At 34.4% G+C, this 14,914-nt stretch carries 15 protein-coding genes; 4 read left to right on the plus strand and 11 right to left on the minus strand.

What is annotated here, in order from left to right; translation table 11 throughout:
• Window positions 1-150: 150 nt before the first annotated feature.
• The 6 genes from H033_RS0107905 to rsfS form a co-directional block, all read right to left on the minus strand.
• Window positions 151-417 carry an acyl-CoA-binding protein gene (locus H033_RS0107905; protein ID WP_026837820.1) on the minus strand — a complete coding sequence of 89 codons (267 nt, stop codon included), beginning with the start codon at window positions 415-417 and terminating at the stop codon, window positions 151-153.
• A 10-nt stretch (window positions 418-427) separates the two neighbouring features.
• Window positions 428-1,081, minus strand: coding sequence for a phosphatidylserine decarboxylase family protein (locus tag H033_RS0107910; protein WP_026837821.1), 654 nt, complete (start codon window positions 1,079-1,081; stop codon window positions 428-430).
• The gene (locus tag H033_RS0107915; protein WP_026837822.1) at window positions 1,071-1,874 is read right to left on the minus strand and encodes a phosphatidate cytidylyltransferase; all 804 of its coding nucleotides are present in this window, start codon (window positions 1,872-1,874) and stop codon (window positions 1,071-1,073) included. The genes H033_RS0107910 and H033_RS0107915 overlap by 11 nt, the downstream gene beginning before the upstream one ends.
• A gap of 3 nt (window positions 1,875-1,877) precedes the next feature.
• Complete coding sequence (locus H033_RS0107920; protein ID WP_026837823.1) at window positions 1,878-2,489, minus strand: LUD domain-containing protein; 612 nt, start codon at window positions 2,487-2,489, stop codon at window positions 1,878-1,880.
• Window positions 2,490-2,587: 98 nt separating this feature from the next.
• Window positions 2,588-4,603 (minus strand): ATP-dependent zinc metalloprotease FtsH, encoded by a 2,016-nt coding sequence (ftsH, locus tag H033_RS0107925; protein WP_026837824.1) that lies wholly within the window; start codon window positions 4,601-4,603, stop codon window positions 2,588-2,590.
• Window positions 4,604-4,620: 17 nt separating this feature from the next.
• Complete coding sequence (rsfS, locus tag H033_RS0107930) at window positions 4,621-4,992, minus strand: ribosome silencing factor (RefSeq protein ID WP_026837825.1); 372 nt, start codon at window positions 4,990-4,992, stop codon at window positions 4,621-4,623.
• 94 nt (window positions 4,993-5,086) lie between these two features.
• Here rsfS and H033_RS0107935 point away from each other — a divergent pair, with 94 nt between their 5' ends.
• Window positions 5,087-5,818: a biotin--[acetyl-CoA-carboxylase] ligase gene (locus H033_RS0107935; protein WP_026837826.1), complete on the plus strand. Its 732-nt coding sequence runs from the start codon at window positions 5,087-5,089 to the stop codon at window positions 5,816-5,818.
• Here the strand turns inward: H033_RS0107935 and H033_RS0107940 are convergent.
• Both H033_RS0107940 and pyrE read right to left on the minus strand, forming a co-directional pair.
• On the minus strand, window positions 5,815-6,204 hold the full coding sequence (locus tag H033_RS0107940; protein ID WP_026837827.1) for a hypothetical protein: 390 nt from the start codon (window positions 6,202-6,204) through the stop codon (window positions 5,815-5,817). The two genes, H033_RS0107935 and H033_RS0107940, sit on opposite strands and share 4 nt — an antisense overlap.
• A 1-nt stretch (window position 6,205) precedes the next feature.
• Window positions 6,206-6,847, minus strand: a complete 642-nt coding sequence (gene pyrE / locus H033_RS0107945; RefSeq protein ID WP_026837828.1) for an orotate phosphoribosyltransferase — start codon at window positions 6,845-6,847, stop codon at window positions 6,206-6,208.
• A 7-nt stretch (window positions 6,848-6,854) separates the two neighbouring features.
• Between pyrE and H033_RS0107950 the strand changes: the two genes are divergently transcribed.
• Window positions 6,855-7,478 (plus strand): NUDIX hydrolase, encoded by a 624-nt coding sequence (locus tag H033_RS0107950; RefSeq protein ID WP_026837829.1) that lies wholly within the window; start codon window positions 6,855-6,857, stop codon window positions 7,476-7,478.
• Here H033_RS0107950 and H033_RS0107955 read toward each other — a convergent pair.
• Window positions 7,446-9,197, minus strand: coding sequence for a M14 family metallopeptidase (locus tag H033_RS0107955; RefSeq protein ID WP_026837830.1), 1,752 nt, complete (start codon window positions 9,195-9,197; stop codon window positions 7,446-7,448). The genes H033_RS0107950 and H033_RS0107955 overlap by 33 nt on opposite strands.
• 167 nt (window positions 9,198-9,364) lie before the next feature.
• Between H033_RS0107955 and H033_RS0107960 the strand changes: the two genes are divergently transcribed.
• Both H033_RS0107960 and H033_RS0107965 read left to right on the plus strand, forming a co-directional pair.
• A complete protein-coding gene (locus tag H033_RS0107960; protein WP_026837831.1) occupies window positions 9,365-10,654 on the plus strand; it encodes a PQQ-dependent sugar dehydrogenase in 1,290 nt (429 codons plus the stop codon).
• Window positions 10,655-10,665: 11 nt separating this feature from the next.
• Window positions 10,666-12,954: a TonB-dependent receptor gene (locus tag H033_RS0107965; protein ID WP_026837832.1), complete on the plus strand. Its 2,289-nt coding sequence runs from the start codon at window positions 10,666-10,668 to the stop codon at window positions 12,952-12,954.
• Window positions 12,955-13,371: 417 nt separating this feature from the next.
• On the opposite strand, the gene coaD is transcribed toward H033_RS0107965, so the two are convergent.
• Both coaD and H033_RS0107975 read right to left on the minus strand, forming a co-directional pair.
• Window positions 13,372-13,821 carry a pantetheine-phosphate adenylyltransferase gene (gene coaD / locus H033_RS0107970; protein WP_026837833.1) on the minus strand — a complete coding sequence of 150 codons (450 nt, stop codon included), beginning with the start codon at window positions 13,819-13,821 and terminating at the stop codon, window positions 13,372-13,374.
• Between the two features lie 53 nt (window positions 13,822-13,874).
• Window positions 13,875-14,855, minus strand: coding sequence for a D-alanine--D-alanine ligase (locus tag H033_RS0107975; protein WP_026837834.1), 981 nt, complete (start codon window positions 14,853-14,855; stop codon window positions 13,875-13,877).
• Window positions 14,856-14,914: the final 59 nt, after the last annotated feature.

A 14,914-nucleotide genomic window follows, 5' to 3' on the forward strand; every position in this document is an offset into this window, starting at 1 on the left:
GAAATTAAGAACCTCCGGGCAAGCCTACGAGGTATGATTTGGAAAATACTTTTAAAAATTCGAGACAAGCCCGCCTGAATGTTTCGGGCAGGCCTCGGGGAATTGAACCCTCAATGAGGGATTAAAGAAAAATAATCATTGGGCAAGTAGTTATATTTGCCCAATATGTTTTTCTACCATTTCTATGTATTTCTGTTTGGCTTCCAATTGTGAGAGTTGTTTTACTTGTATAAGGGCATTCGCTTTAAAGCCATTTCTTATATCCTCGTCATCTTTAGTAGTGTAAAATCCATTCAAGGTTGTTGCTCGCTTATAGTAAGCATAAAAATGAAGCATGATATCTGGCGGAAATTTCAAACTGGTATTGCTCGCCATTTCATAAGCTTTTAAAAATTTTGGATCTGAAGAACTTAACATTTTAATATAATTAATCTAGATTGGCAATTACGCTTACTCCACCCTTAAGTTTCTCGTTCAATTTTACATTGATCTTAGTTCCAATAGGTAAAAATACATCTACGCGAGATCCAAACTTTATAAATCCACTGTCGCTTCCTTGAATCACTTCTTGACCTTCCACAGCATAATTCACTATTCGCTTTGCTAAAGCTCCTGCAATTTGCCTGTAAAGCACTTCTCCGGCAACGTTATTTTCTACAACTACCGTAGTTCGCTCATTTTCTTCACTAGATTTTGGATGCCATGCAACCAAGAATTTTCCTGGATGATATTTGCTGAATTTCACTAAGCCACCAATTGGGTGCCTAGTTACGTGAACATTTATTGGAGACATAAATATAGAAACCTGTAAACGTTTTTCTTTGAAATATTCATTCTCCATTACTTCCTCTATCACAACAACTTTCCCATCTACAGGTGAAACCACAGTAGCATTATTCAACTGAGTAGGTCTTTTAGGGTTTCTAAAGAACTGTAAAATTAATAAAAAGAGTAATATGCTAACCGCCAGTATAGAGAATTTTACCCAGTAAACGTTGACGTTTAAATAGGATATTACGTTTACTACAATTAATAAAATTGCAGTAAAAATCATGATCTTATAACCTTCTTTATGAAACATAGTTTATTATCAATAAATAAGCATAAACAAAAGGACTGGAAAATATGATACTATCCAATCTGTCAAATAATCCACCGTGACCCGGCATTAATTTTCCACTATCTTTTACTCCAGCCTGACGTTTAAATTTAGACTGAATAAGATCTCCTAGCGTACCAAAAATACTCAATAAAATGGCTAATCCCAACCAGAATTCAATATTGAGATAACGGGTGAAATAGAATAAGAAGTATCCGGCAACACAATTAAATACCATTCCACCCAAAAAACCTTCAATGGTTTTGTTAGGAGAGATCTTTTCATATAATTTATTCTTTCCAAAATTCTTACCAACCAGGTATGCAAAAGTATCATTTGTCCAAATAAGTACAAAGACGCCAACTATTAAGTCCGGGTTAAATTTACCTGAATAGGTAGGTATCAAGGTGAGAAATATGATAGAAGAGATTAAATAGAATATGAGAATAATGTATTTTTTCTTTTCAAATACAGGTATTGTTCTAATAAAAAGTAAATCTTTAACTAAAAATAAATTTACGAAGATGGTGATGACTAGTAAGAGTAAGGTTGCGTTTGAATTGAATTTCAGGTAACTGAAAAGGAAAAATAAAATGATATGTACTCCATATAAAGCATAACTTTTTAACCTTAAAAGTTTCTCTAGTTCCAATAAGCAAACAAATCCAATAAGAAAGAAAAGGCCAATAAAGATTAATTCTGAAGATAGAATTGATGCTACTAAAATGGATACGTATAGTAATCCAGAAATTGCCCTAATAATAGTTTCCCTCATATTTTATAAATCTTCCAGAAGCATCAAATATAGGTTTTTTGTGCTACTTCCATAACTCATAAAATTACCTTCTTTTTGAGTTTCAAAACTTTTTATGGTGGTAATGTTGGAAGGGATCCTTTCTTTGTTATTAAATTTAATTCCTCTTAAGCCTTCTCCTATGTTGTCAACTAACTGACTTGTAGAGGCTAATATTATAAAATTCTGGGGTAGTTCATTAAATCTCTTCTCTTTTATTTGATTGGATGAAATCAAAATAGAACCATCATTTGCGATTAAATATTCGCAAGTGGAGAGAAAAAATGCTGAATCTCCTGATTTGTTGAATTCTAAATTGAATTTATCGAACCTCTTTTTTAGGTTAGAGTCAAAACAGCAAGTTGGTTGTTCGTACCAATCATTTTCCAACAGAATATTGTCAAAGGCAGCTGTAACTTCTTCTTCATTTTCACAATAAAGGAATTTACCACCGTTATTTTTGAAGTTGAGCATGAATCGCTCATCGGTTGGTAATTTAACATCTGGCATATATTTGCCACGGTCAGAATTTTCTGGCTTGTCCTGACCTTTGTCTGATTTAGATTTAGGATTAAAAAATTTTCTAAATAGACTCATATTGAGAATTCGGGGTTTTATATCACCTTTAAACCAAAGGTAAAAAATCTTAATTTAACACTAAGGTAAATTAAGATTTTTTACGAAGGATTATATAATTATTTATTTATTGGAGATTCTTCTTCTATTTCACTGTCTTCAGAAGTTTCATCTTTGGGGTCAGATTTTTTAGCGATCAATGGAATTTCTTCCTTTTCAGGGAATGGTCTATTTCCAAATATCTTTTGAAGATCGTCTTTAAAGATCACTTCTTTTTCCAGCAAAATATCTGCTAATTGAGACAGTTTATCTTTATTAGCCTCTAATAATGCAATTGCTCTTTGATACTGAGTTTCAATTAAATTTGAGACTTCTCTATCAATAAGTTCAGCAGTTTTCTCACTATAAGGTTTAGTGAAGTTATATTCACTTTGGCCTGAAGAATCATAAAAAGTAAGGTTTCCTACCTTATCATTTAATCCATAAATGGTAACCATTGCTCTAGCTTGCTTAGTAACTTTTTCTAAATCACTTAATGCACCTGTAGAAATTCTATTGAAGATCACTTTTTCAGCAGCTCTACCACCTAGAGCAGCACACATTTCATCTAACATTTGCTCTGGGTGTACGATTAACCTTTCCTCTGGTAAGTACCATGCTGCCCCTAAGGATTGCCCTCTTGGAACTATGGTTACTTTTACTAAAGGTGCGGCATGTTCTAACATCCAACTTGCAGTGGCGTGTCCAGCTTCGTGATAAGCGATTGCTTTTTTCTCATCTGGAGTAATAATCTTATTTTTCTTTTCAAGACCACCAACAATTCTATCTACAGCATCAAGAAAATCTTGTTTTCCTACTGCTTTATTTCCTTTTCTAGCAGCAATTAAAGCCGCTTCGTTACAAACGTTTGCTATGTCTGCCCCAGAGAATCCTGGAGTTTGCTTAGCAAGAAATTCTATATCTAGCTCGTCTGCTACTTTTTTGATAGGGCGAAGGTGAACTTCAAATATTTCTCTTCGTTCTCTTACATCTGGTAGATCAACATAGATTTGGCGGTCAAAACGTCCAGCTCTCATTAATGCCTTGTCTAATACATCTGCACGGTTGGTTGCAGCAATAACAATAACATTAGTATTGGTTCCAAAACCATCCATCTCAGTTAGTAACTGATTTAAAGTGTTTTCACGTTCGTCATTAGATCCAGACATATTGCTCTTTCCTCTGGCTCTACCAATTGCATCAATCTCATCTATAAATATAATAGAAGGAGATTTTTCCTTTGCTTGTTTAAAAAGATCACGTACTCTAGAAGCACCTACACCTACAAACATTTCTACAAAATCTGATCCAGATAGAGAGAAAAACGGCACTTTTGCCTCACCGGCTACCGCCTTTGCTAATAAAGTTTTACCGGTTCCCGGAGGGCCTACTAAAATAGCACCTTTTGGAATCTTACCACCTAGAGAGGTGTATTTTTCAGGAGTCTTTAAAAAGTCTACTATTTCTTGAATTTCTTCTTTTGCACCTTCTAATCCTGCAACATCCTTAAATGAAGTTTTAACATCGGTATTCTGATCAAATAATTTTGCTTTGGATTTTCCAATGTTGAAGATTTGTCCTCCTGGACCACCTCCACCACCAGAGCTCATTTTTTTCATTATGAATATCCAAATCCCGATGATTAGAACGAATGGTAACAAAGTTAGAATGATCTCACCAAACACATTAGATTCTGTGTTATAAGTAACAAAAGTATTTAAGTTGTTCTCAGACTTTACTTCTTGAATTTGATTTTCGAAATTTTGTAAATCTCCAAATTCAAAGCTATAATCTGGGGAATCACCAGTAGCAAATAATTCGCCTTCCTCTGATTTTTTATGTATAGCCTTAGCTTTTGCATCTTCCGTTAAATAAACCTTTGCCTGATTTCTATTTACTATTACAATTTTTTTAACATCCCCATCCTTCAAATAAGATTCGAACTCTGCAGGATTGGTCTTTGTTGGTTCATTGAACCCTGATCCACCAAAAATATTGATACCAATGAATATAATGATAATAGCCCCGTAAATCCAGTAAGCACTGAATTTTGGTTTTTTAGGTTCTATTTTTTTATTTGGTTGTTTCTTCGACATTCTTCTTTAATTAGATTTTAATACTTTGTTTCGATCGAGGTCACTTTTGCATCTCCCCATAAACTCTCAATATCATAATATTCCCTGATATGTTTCTGGAATACATGAACTACTACATTCACATAATCCATTAAGATCCACTCGGCATTATCACTTCCTTCTATATGCCAAGGTTTATCTTTTAGAGATTTGCTTACGGTTTTTTGTACGGAGCTTACAATGGCATTTACCTGTGTATTTGAAGTACCATTACAGATAATGAAATAATCACAAACAGTATTTTCAATTTCCCTTAAGTCAAGAATATCAATATCATTTCCTTTAACTTCTTCTATTCCTTTTATGATATGAGCAATAAGTTGATCGTTGTTCGTTTCTTTTTTTGCCATTAAATTTATTTCTTTACGCAAAGTTATTACTTTTTAGTCTTTTAAGTGGTCTGTTACAATAAACATTTAACACCATTCTTAACTACATTTATATATGCATATTATCAAAGTTAATGCCACCGAGTCTACTAATTCCTTGGCAAGAGAATGGTTTAATACCAATAAAAATAATTCCCCAATTTGTATTGTTGCTAACAATCAAACTTCTGGGCGAGGACAGCGTGGAGCAACATGGGTTTCTAATGCGGGAGAAAACCTCACATTTAGTGTTATTTACCCAAAACCATGTGTAGAGATTAACGACCAATTCTTGATTAGTGCTGCAGTTGGATTGCAAATAATTAAGGCACTAAAGCAATTAAAAATTAACAATTTAAAGTTGAAATGGCCTAACGACATTATGGCAGACAGTTACAAAATAGGTGGAGTACTCATTGAGAATATTTTGCAAAACAATGTTATAGGTGCTAGTATTATTGGGATTGGGCTTAATATCAATCAAGTTCACTTCCCAGATCTTCCTAAAGCAGCTTCTTTAAAGAATCTTACTGGAACCATTTATTCTACGGAGGAAGTTCTTTCTATTATTTTAGAGCAGCTTGAAAAAATGATACTCTCCAACGATAAATCGTTTTTTGAAAATGTTCATGAAGATTATGAAGTCAATTTATTCCGAAATAATAAAGCTTCCACCTTTCAATTAAAAGATGGAAGCTTTATTGTTGGTATCATCTTAGGGGTCACCCCATCTGGTCTTCTTAGATTAAAGGTTGAAGATGAAGAAATTCGTATTTTCGATCTTAAGGAGCTTAAATTGCTCTTCTAAAGAGTAGATATGTTTTCGCTAAGTGTAGTGATAAATTTCTTTAGTGGGCTCTTTGCCATCATTGCCACCATTGCATTGAATTTCCCGTCGAACAATAATTGTGCATCACTATTGTCTCCATTTTGTTCTATAATAATATTTAATGAAAAATTGAATTTATCTGATGTAGATCCTAAAACAACTAATTCTGGTTCTACAGTTTCTTTTATGGCCAATTCTATTTCAGGCATTCCTTTCAAACCAAAAAGGAAGGTGTTTGGCTTGGTAACTTCAAATTTTTCTATACTTTCTGGCATTAATTGTTTGTAATTGTCTACTTCAGTAAGAAAATTATATAATTCTTGCTGACTTTTTTTTGTGGTAACTTTTGGACTTTCTAAGTTCATATTATTGGTTCCATTTACTGGGATCTTGTCTCCAGGTTTTTAATGTTTCTGCCTCTTCGGCATTGATATAATTTGTTTTTAAAGCAGTTTCTATTAAATGCTCGTAATTCCCCAAGGTATGTAAATCGACCTTTGCTTCTTTAAAATTTTCTTCAGCAATATCAAAACCATAAGTAAAGATGGCAAGTAAACCTTTTATGTTCACATTGGCTTCTTTTAAGGCTTTTACCGCATTAATACTGCTTCCGCCGGTACTAATTAGGTCTTCAATTACCACTACATTTTGTCCGCTCTCCAAATGTCCTTCTATTTGGTTTTTTCTTCCATGTCCTTTAGCTTCTGGTCTTACATAAACAAAAGGAAGGCTCATATACTCTGCCACCAACATACCAATACCTATGGCTCCGGTAGCAACTCCGGCTATCACATCTGGCTTCCCATAAAGATCCTCAATCTGTTTAGCAAATTGTTCTCTTATGTAATTCCTTATAGTAGGGTAGGAAAGGATTATTCTATTATCGCAATAGATTGGCGATTTCCAACCACTGGCCCAAGTGAAAGGTTGTTGCGGTTCTAATTTAATTGCTTTAATTTGCAACAGCAATTCAGCTGTTTTAATTGCTGTCTCTTTATTTAAAATCATAATGCAAATGTATAAAGTTTTTGTAAATGATATCCCTATTATTCTTTCAACTAAGAAAGAAATAGGTGAAAAGTACAGTGCCTTTCCTATTAAAACGGTTAAGCTGAAGCAAATTATTCAGAAAATAAATGATGGAGAATTATTATATGTAAATCTTTATCATAAAAATGAAGAAAAGCTTTTTAAGCATCTTCTAAAAAAACTTCCTGTTGTTACTGCTGCTGGCGGAATGGTTTTTAATGAAAATAGAGAGATCTTATTTATTTACCGTAATAAGCGATGGGACTTACCAAAAGGGAAGACCGAAAAATCTGAAAGTTTAGAAGAATCTGCTATAAGAGAAGTGGAGGAGGAAACCGGTGTTCAGGATCTTGAAATTGTGAGATTCATTAGAAAAACCTATCATATTTTCAAACGTAAAGAAAAATATAGGTTAAAGGTGACCCATTGGTATGAGATGAAAACTTCATTTACTGGCGTATTAGTCCCCCAGCATTCTGAAGGGATCAAAAAAGCAAAATGGAAGAATTTTGCTAAGACTCAAAAAGCACTGACAAAATCTTATGCAAACATTAAATTATTATTCCCTAAAGAATATTTAACGACTCACCCTAAAGACAGGGTAGCGTAAATAGGCTTTTTCCTTATGCTCTGATTTTTCGTGCAACCAGTCCAATTGGGCATAAGAATCTTTTGAAAACTTCGAGTCAGATCTCTTTTTTTTCTGAAATTGATCATTTAAAGCAGGGTCTTTATCTAGTAGTTCTTTCGCGAGATCTTCGAAAACATATGGTGAAAATCCTTCTTTTTGCTCAAGAATGGTATCGAAAAAGTTCCAATTAAAAAACGAATCTGGAGTAGTTGGCTCCAGTGTTTCCAGTAAATAGCGAACAGAGGGCTGAAAGCTTTTTATATAGAAATCCCCTTTTCTGAAATTAATACTGTCTTTTGTGGATGTTATCTTAGTATCATAATGAGGATAATGTCCTTCATAAGGATTTGAAGATGTTTTATAATCTTCAATATTATAGACCTCCACCAAGATAGTAGTGTCTTTTTTAAATGCGGTCATTTCCACATTATTGGTTTTCAAAATATCTATAACATTCCACCAGCCTTGGGGAATAACATATGCCCTTGGAATTTCAATCTGGTCTTGAGAAACGAAATTATTATAATAGTCTATTTCTTTTTTGAAAGGCTTTGTTCTATCATATTTCAACCTAGGACTTCCGGTAACCTCACTGGTAATTTCTTCTCCTTCGTATCCTTTAAATTGAAGCTTGCTAATATTTGTGCTATCAACTTTAAAGTTTACAGGATAGAAACGCTCTGTTAAATATTTTCTCTGTGCTCTGGCTCTAAGATCTTTGATTTTTTCCCTATCTCTTTCAGCAATATCTATAATAGATCTTAAGGTTCTATAAGTACCCATAACTCTCTTTTTGTATGGCTTAAGCATGTGAGTTTCTATCATTAGTCCTAGAGTGTTCCATAAGGCTGCGTAGCCAGTAGAATATCTTGGAGTATCCATAAACTGCACAAATCCTTTTTCCGGCACATCGTTATGAACATTTACATAAGGCGTAATATCCCATTCATTTTCCCATAAGGCGGCCTGCAAAGAAGGCATCATTTTGTCATTAAGATAATCTCCTAATTCTCCGCCAAGTTTATTATGTTGTGTAAAAAGATGGGAGAGGGTATATTGATAATCTGCACCATTACTTACATGAGTATCTACAAAAACATCTGGTTTCACATTATGAAAGATCTCAGAAAAACTTCTGGTATTTTTTGTGTCGGCTTTTATAAAGTCACGATTAAGATCGAAATTACGGGCATTCCCTCTAAAGCCATATTCTTCAGGTCCATTTTGATTTACTCTCGTTTTGGAATTTCTATTGAGTGCACCGCCAATATTATAAACAGGAATAGTTGCAATTATGGTGTTTTTAGGTACCGGAATAGAATCTTGTGCCAGGTCTCTAAATAGCATCATAGTGGCATCTATGCCGTCGCTCTCCCCGGGATGGATTCCATTATTGATAAGAATTATGGTATATTTTTCTCTAACTTCATCTAGATTGAAATTTTCAGAAGGGTTAAAAATTGCTAAGTGCAAAGGTTCACCACTATCGGTTTTTCCGAATTCCATCAACTGGATAGATATATAGGCATCATCTAATTCCTTATAATAGTTTATAATTTCTGGATAAGTAGGGGTTTGTGTTCCATCTGATTTTTCGAAAACTGTTTCAAAATCATACTCCTTGACTAGCTTATATTTAGAAAGATCACACGAAATAAAAACACATGCTAATAGAGAGGCTATAAAAATTTTCTTCATAAGAAATAATCCATTTTACGCTATAAACTTAGTTAAAACTGCAACGGTAGCCAAAACTAATATATTGGAGCTTATTTTTTTGAAAGTAGTTAAAGTAAACCTAATGCTCACATAATATTTTAATGCATTTAAATTATAGCCTATTTTTAATTTTTAATTAAAAAGCTATGAGAAATATTACGTTTAGTTTGCTACTTACTGGGGTTGCTTTAACTTCCTGTGCACAAACGAAAGGAGTAGGAGTAAAGGAATTTAATGAGGAAGAGAAACAGGAGTTGTCACAGCGTCCTGCAAATATAGTTGAAACTGCCGTTGGGAAGTTAGAGATCCCGGCACCATTTCATTCTAAGTCTATCCAAAAAGTAAGTAAAGTTGTTGGATGGAAAGAAGGAGAAATGCCAAAAGCGCCAGAAGGTTTTAAAGTAGAAATATTTGCAGATGGATTTGAACATCCACGTTGGACTTATGTAGCACCAAATAAGGATGTTTTTGTTGTAGAGTCTAATACAAGAAATAGTGCTAATAGGGTTACTATTTTAAGAGATCAAGATGAAGATGGCATTTTTGAACATCGCGGTGCTTTTAAAGAGGGATTAAATCAGCCTTTTGGGATGTTGGCTTTAGGTGACTATTTTTATATTGCCAATACCGATGGGCTATATCGATTTCCCTACAAAGAAGGAGATCTAAAGCTAGAATCTGAAGGTGAGAAAATTGTAGATCTTCCGGCTGGAGGGTATAATAATCACTGGACAAGAAACTTGCTAGCAAATGAAGATGGCAGTAAAATTTATATCTCTGTAGGTTCTGCGAGTAATGTTGGAGAATATGGAATGGATAAAGAATTACGAAGAGCAGGGATATTAGAAATTAATCCTGACGGTTCTGGAGAGCAGGTTTATGCCAGCGGAATTAGAAATCCAGTAGGGATGGATTGGAATCCAGTTACCGGAGAACTGTGGACTGCGGTTAATGAAAGAGATAAATTAGGTAACAACTTAGTGCCAGATTATATTACAAGTGTAAAAAAAGGAGGATGGTATGGATGGCCATATTCTTATTATGGACAAATTAAAGATCCTCGATGGGAAGATAATCCGCATAATGATTTAGTAGAAAAATCTATTATGCCAGATGTTTCTGTAGGTCCACATACTGCATCTCTAGGGTTTACATTCTATACGCAGGATGCTTTTCCTGAAAAATTTAAGAATGGAGCTTTTGTAGGTCAACATGGTTCATGGAACCGCGATCCCTTATCTGGATATAAAGTTGTTTTTGTACCATTTGTAGACGGGCAGCCACAAGCACCAGAGGATTTCTTAACAGGATTTATAGCGAATGAAGAAACGGGAGAAGTACATGGAAGACCTGTTGGCGTAACTACGCTGCCTGATGGTTCTTTATTGGTAAATGATGATGACTCTAATGTGATCTGGAAAGTTTCTGCAGAATAAAACACCTACTATTGAAGAAATTTATTTTTGTTGTAATCTTACTATTTAGTATTGCTGATGCTTCAGCACAAGTGGTAAAAGGTAAAATAGTTGACGCCACAACGTCAGAACCAATCGAAAACGCAAAGATTTTTGAAAGTGTTTCTGAAGTTGCTGTTTTTTCTGATTCGAATGGGAACTTTGAAATAGAAATTCAAAATATTAGTATCTCGTTGAAGATTTCAGCGTTGGGATATCTTTCTGCTAAATATGAAGGAGTGTCTGATTCGGTATTGACAATTTCATTAATTCCGGCAAGAGAAAATCTTTCCGAAGTAATTGTAAATGGAGCTCTTATTTCAAAAACATTACAGAGTACGCCAGCTGCAATAAGTATTTTAACTAGTGGGGATCTTCAGAAAAAAGATGATTTCAACTTCGCTCAAGTCTTCAATACCGTTCCCGGAGTTTATGTAAATCAAGGAGCATTGAATACAACCAAATTAAATATTCGGGGAATTGGTGCACGCTCGCAATATAGCACCAATAGAATTCAGGCTTATTTTAATGGGATTCCTTTAACTACTGGAGAAGGAGCGTTAACAATAGATGATTTTGATGCTGAAGCTATTTCTAAGATTGAAATTATTAAAGGTCCTACCTCGAGTATATATGGAGCTGGATTGGGCGGAGTAATTAATATGTATGCTGGTAATGCTGAAATAAATAAAACCCAAATTGGAATTTCTTCACAAGTAGGTAGTTTTGATACTAATAAAAAAACGATCTCCGCATCTCATGGAACAGAGAATACTTCCTTATTTGCCAGTTTCAGTGATCTGGAAAGTGATGGTTACAGGGAAAATGGCTCTTATAAAAGACAATCAGGATTAATTAATGCCAACGTTTTTACTGAAAATGGAAACAAGCTTTCCTTTCTCGGGAATTTTACAAAACTAAAAGCATTTATACCGAGTTCCATAAATGAAAATGATTATTTGAATGACCCTGAAAAAGCTGCTTTTACATGGGGAAGTTCAAAAGGATTTGAGTCTTATGAGAGAGGATTGCTTGGGATCTCCTATTTGCACCACTTATCTAACAGTCTTACAAATCTAACCAACCTCTTTGTGAATTTTCGAGATGCATATGAGCCGAGACCTTTCAATATTTTAAAAGAAGAACGAGTGGCCACCGGAGCTAGAACCAGATTTAATCTAAAAGTGGATATTTTTGAGCTAGCTTCAGAATTAAGCTTTGGTGCCGAGTATTACAAAGAGTGGTATAATATGCAAACCTTTGAGAATTTATATCAGGATTTTGAAGATCGTGGCAGCGTGTTAGGAAATATTTTGAGTAATAATGAGCAAGACAGGAGTTATGCTAATTTCTTTGGCCAGCTAAATTTGGAACTTTCTAAGAAGTTAAATCTGGAAACGGGTTTCAATGTGAATACTACTATTTATAGCTTAAAAGATCTTTTTGTTCAAGATGAAATAGATCAGTCGGGAGATTATAGATTTAAAACGGTATTCTCACCAAGAATAGGCTTGTCTTATGAAATTGAAAAAGGAAAAAATTTATATACTTCTATTAGTCATGGGTTTTCAACTCCAACAGTTGAAGAAACCTTAACCCCAGAAGGACAAATAAATACCGATTTAAAACCGGAGACTGGAATAAACTATGAAGTAGGTTTTAAAGGCAATTGGTTTAATAATAAATTATATACAGAAGTTGCTTTGTATTCTATTCAGATAGAAAATTTGTTGGTGGCTCAAAGAATCTCGGAAGATCAATATGTAGGGATCAATGCAGGGAAGACAAATCATAACGGAATTGAAACTACTATTAGATATAATTTTGATTTGTCCTCTAAAATTGGAATTCAATCTTACTTCAATACTGCTTTAAATTATTTTGAATTTGAAGAATTTACGAATCGAGATATAGATTTTAGCGGAAACACTTTGCCTGGAGTTCCAAAAAGCACTTTAAATACAGGCTTTGAATTAAATTATGGAAGGAACTTTTCGTTTTACACCAATCTTTTAGCTGTCGGAGAAATACTATTGAATGATGCAAATTCATTAAGCACAGAAAATTATCAGGTATTGGATATAAAAGCTAGGTATGATTTTAAAATATTTAAAAATTTAGAATCAAATATTTCTGCTGGGATCAATAATGTATTAGATGAAAAATATGCTTCTAGTGTATTGCCAAATGCAGTCGGGTTTGGAAATTCAGCTCCGCGATATTATTATCCGGGAAATCCAAGGAATTACTTTGTAGGTGTTGGATTGAACTATGTGTTCTAATGAATATTGTATAACTGAGATCCTTCGACAGGCTCAGGATGACAGTAATTTGTCATTCCGACGACAGGAGGAATCTCTGTTTAAGAATTCTCAATTGCCACGAATTCACGAATGGTTTCTGATTTGTCATTCCGACGACAGGAGGAATCTCTGTTTAAGAATTCTCAATTGCCACGAATTCATGAATGGTTTCTGTTTTGTCATTCCGACGGCAGGAGGAATCTCATATAAACTCATCCCATCCCCAGCCCTTCCCTAAGGGAAGGGAGCGACTATTCTCATTATCATAACTACCCAGAATAGAAGTCTTCGTGATAATGAGATTCTTCGATGTTGACCTAATAATATCACATAGAATAGACTCTTCAATCCGTTTCCCTTCTTTCAGAATGACAATGTTCTACCCTAGAGACTTTTCTATTTAACCACCTCAGGCACCATAAAAGAAAAATCACCACCGTTCTTTCGAACATCTCGTACTACACTAGAAGAAATATGCCCTTTCCCGGAAGAAGAGATCAAGAAAACGGTTTCTATCCCAGACATTTTATAATTGGTTTGACCTATGGTTTTTTCGAATTCTAGGTCAATAGAGTTTCTTAATCCTCTAAGAATAAACGCCGCATTTTCCTTTTTACAGAAATCCACAGTAAGACCTTTATAGGTCATCACTTTTATTTTAGGTTCATTTTTAAAAGTTTCTTCTAAAAACCGAACTCTATCTTCTAAAGAGAACATATATTTTTTATCGGAATTGGTTCCAATTGCAAGAATAATTTCATCAAAAAGTGGTAGTGACCGTTCCAAGATATCTACATGACCTAAAGTTATGGGATCAAAAGACCCTGGGAAAACTGCTCTTTTCATGAAGTTTTGTTTGTGATGTAGAACAAATATAGCTAATTACGCTAAGTTCAGAATTAATGAACCTTTAAGGCAGCTTCTATAGCGCTTCCAAAAAGCTGTGGTAAACTGATCTCCGCTTTTTCGGCTTGTTGAGGTAAAATACTAGCTTCGCTGAGCCCCGGTGTAGTATTCATCTCTATAAAATGAGGTTCGTCGTTATGAAAGATAAATTCTGAACGCGTAAATCCTTTCATTTTTAATTTAGAGTATATCAATTTAGCCAGATTTTGCACTTTTTTAGTTTGTTCTTTAGAAATCCTAGCAGGGGTTATCTCTTCAGACTTACCTAAATATTTAGCTTCATAATCGAAAAATTCATTTTCAGAAACAATCTCGGTGACTGGCAATGCTAAAATCTTTCCTTTATACATGATTACACCCACAGAAACTTCAGTTCCATCTAAAAACGATTCAATAATCACTTCGTCATCCTCCTTAAGCGCAATTTTAACGGCTTGTTCGAGGTCTTCAGCAGCTTTTACCTTCGTGATTCCAAAACTACTACCTGCCTTATTAGCTTTTACAAAGCATGGTAATCCAACTTTGTTTATGATCTCTTCAACTTCAACTTCGTCTCCCTGATTCAGGAAATAATTCAATGCAGTTTTAATTCCGTAAGGTTTTAAAACACTTATAAGATCTCTTTTATTAAATGTAAGCGCTGCCTGATAAAATCCGCAGGAGGTTTGTGGAATTCCTACGAGATCCAGATAAGCTTGCAAGAGTCCGTTTTCACCTGGCGTTCCATGAATGGTGTTAAAAACACAATCGAATTGGATTTTCTTGTCTTTAATCTTTACCGTAAAATCGCTTTTGTTTATTGGGTATGGAGTATCATCATCTGCCACTACAAACCACTCATTTTGCATGATATGAACTCTATAAGGCTCATAAATAGAACGGTCTAAGTTTTTATAAACTACGTTTCCGCTATTAATGGAAATCCTGTATTCACTGGAATACCCTCCCATGGCGATGGCAATTCTTTTCTTCATATTAAATAAACAGCTTTAATTTACGTTAACAAAAATATGACTAATAGTGGGTGCTACCA

This window comes from Gillisia sp. JM1, from assembly GCF_000424645.1.
GTDB lineage: Bacteria > Bacteroidota > Bacteroidia > Flavobacteriales > Flavobacteriaceae > Gillisia.